Annotated in this window: 2 protein-coding genes and 1 pseudogene; 1 reads left to right on the top strand and 2 read right to left on the bottom strand. The window is 45.5% G+C overall.

Going from position 1 to position 2,737, the window contains the following annotated elements; genetic code table 11:
• Positions 1-330 (bottom strand): hypothetical protein (locus JGK39_RS33280; RefSeq protein WP_293299083.1); only part of this gene is annotated, 330 nt, incomplete at its 3' end.
• A 112-nt stretch (positions 331-442) separates the two neighbouring features.
• A complete protein-coding gene (locus tag JGK39_RS33285; RefSeq protein ID WP_293322684.1) occupies positions 443-1,687 on the bottom strand; it encodes a hypothetical protein in 1,245 nt (414 codons plus the stop codon).
• 709 nt (positions 1,688-2,396) lie between these two features.
• Between JGK39_RS33285 and JGK39_RS33290 the strand changes: the two are divergent.
• Positions 2,397-2,737, top strand: a pseudogene (locus JGK39_RS33290) (hypothetical protein); the annotation flags it as partial.

The raw sequence follows: 2,737 nt of genomic DNA on the forward strand, positions 1-2,737 counted from the left end.
TTTCAAATATTCAGAATCGGGTTCAAAACCCAAACCAGCAAAAAACTTCTTAAGCAAATCAAGCTTTGATTGGTTTAATTTAAGCTCCCGCTGAACTTGGCGCAAAGCTCTTTCAACCTTTGTCTTAGAATCCAAAAGCTCATTGTAGTCAGAAACAATCTGACTTTCAGATTGTTGTTTTTCAAGCCATTGGGCAGCCTGTTTCTTAATAACCTCGTCACCATTCAAAAGGTCGTCACCCGTCCAAGTAGCGATAATTTCACCAGAAGTTTGCAAATTTCGCCATTCGTTAAGCTTGTAAACAGGAAGAACAACTCTCAAAGAAAACATAAATTCAATCTCCAAAATTTGATAGAAGGAAAAAGCGATTGCCGGTTCACAACAACCGCTAAAACAGGAAGGAGTAAAGAATGAAAAAACATCAGAAAAGGAAACTAAAAACTCAGGTTACAACATCACCTCCCGGGGGCAATCGGCTGCAACAACCAACTCGATTTTTGTAACAGGGAACCCGAACAGTGCGATCGGGATAAACGCGAATCACAACAGTACGACCGTCGCACTGACTGGCAAGAACTTCGCCACAGGGGCAAAAGTTTTCCATTGATGGCACAGTTTCAAACAACAAGTCGCAAGGAGCCCACTGGCACATAGACTCAAGCAAAACTGTCTCAACAGTTCCAACGCCAAAAAATTCAGCATCAAATTGGAAATGGATAATCTGGGACTGTGGCGGGGCATAACGAGCCAAAAACCTATCAGAGAAAGTTACCCCAGTCAAAATCGGATTTTTGGCCGCTAAACCGATCGCTGCTGCCTCAGTTTTGACACCGGGGGAAGTTTTGACCGTTTCTATAAGCAGTTCCTGGACGCGATCAGCACCGGGGATATTTTTCCGCTCCGGCTCCTGGACGCGATCGACAGTTTTGACACCGGGGATATTTTTAGCCACCTGTTCGATCGGCTCGCTGTGCTCAAAGTCCCAAAGGGCAATCGCGCCGCGAAACGCATCGAGGGATTCAAAATCATCCGGGTCTGGCGGCTCATCCACCAACTGAACCTCAAGATCAAACAGGCTCAGTTGCCCGCCAGCATTGGCTTTGTAAAAAACAGTTTCAGACTGTGGGGGGGCATAGCAAGCCAAAAACCTATCAGAGAAAGTTACCCCGGTGTCGATCGCTGTTACCTCAGTTTTGACACCGGGGAAAATTTCAGCCGTTTCCATAAACGGTTGCCGATCGAGTTCAGCATCAACACCGGGGAAATTTTCGGCCGCCTGTTCGATCGACTCCTGGACGCGATCGACACCGAGGGAATTTTCCGCTGTCAGTTCAGCTAAATTCTGAAAACAAGCAACACCCGGAAGAACTTTAGCCGCTAACTGCGCGCCCAAAGACTTCTCAATCGGCTGAACCAAACCACCTCTACGACGAAAGACAATGGGATAACAGTACCGCTCAACTAAATCAAGCGCCTGCTCAATCGCCTCCTGACTAAAACCGTTTCGCCCGCCAAGCTGAAAAGTCCGCAAAATCGGATTGTAAGCAGCTTCAAGCGATATACCCATGACTTGAGCTTGCCGCTCGATCGCCAGTTCCCAAGTCCGTATTTTGCGACAATCCCCAACGGGTTGAGCTCCAAGCTCAAGAGTGATCGCCTTTAATTCGTGCCTTCGGCGCTGAACCATATTTTAAAAAAGGGCTTGAGCAGTACAAGCCCAGGGAGAACGTTACAGGGTATGCAATTAAATCTGTGTCCATTATATACCAGTATAATGACATATGTTAATACACTGGCAGAAGCTATCTAAAAAAGAACCTCAACCTTACTGAGTAAACGAGTCTTCAGGAACCCAATAAAGAAATTCACCTGGTTGTAAACGAAAAGTTTTACAAATCACCTCCAGAGTCTTTTCATTAGGAACCCAGTTTGGATCGTTAATTTTGTCCGAAGTGCCACGACCCAAACCAGTTAACTTACCAAATCTATAAGGAGTCAACCTAGGTATTTGCAATTTTTTTTCTAGAACTACCTTCAAACAGTTTCTCACGGGCATTACTGTAAAATCTCCTTTTATTATATGCCAGCGTATTGACATATGACAATATGAAGACAGATAATAAATTAGTGAAAACAACTACCAGGCCTTGAATTGAGCCTCTAAGCCTGAATCCCCTTATTTTCTCAAATAAGGGGAAAACCCAATAATTACATTACTTCCAACAACTCATCCCACCCCACCATGCACAAAACTTACCCCCCAGGAGTACGCGAACAAATCAGGCGCTTCATGCTGTACAAAAACGGAAAACAAATGGTAAAGCGATACCTAGCCATACTCAGCAGCCCCGGATACGCCGACAGTTACAGAAAACCCCGCAGCACAAAAAAACGCAGTGCAACAGCTAGAATTATTCCCGCAACCAACACCAGTGTCGCAATATAAAGCCGGCGACTGGGTAAAAACCAAGCGAAAACCAGCGATCGCAGCGTGGGTCAAGCGCGGCGAAATTTTCAAAGTTAACGCCGTCCACCCAATCGACGGCAGCATCCAATTCTGGAACCCACACATCAACCAGTGGGATTTTTTATATCCAGAAGAAGTTAAGCCTTGCCCAACGCCAGCTGATATCGAAGTTGTTGTGGAGAATCTCAAACCTCCATTAACTGTCGAGACTGTTGTGGAGAATCTCAAACCTCCATTAACTGTCGAGACTGTTGTGGAGAATCTCAAACC

The sequence above is a fragment of the Microcoleus sp. PH2017_12_PCY_D_A genome (assembly GCF_020738565.1).
In the GTDB taxonomy this organism is placed as follows: Bacteria; Cyanobacteriota; Cyanobacteriia; order Cyanobacteriales; family Microcoleaceae; genus Microcoleus.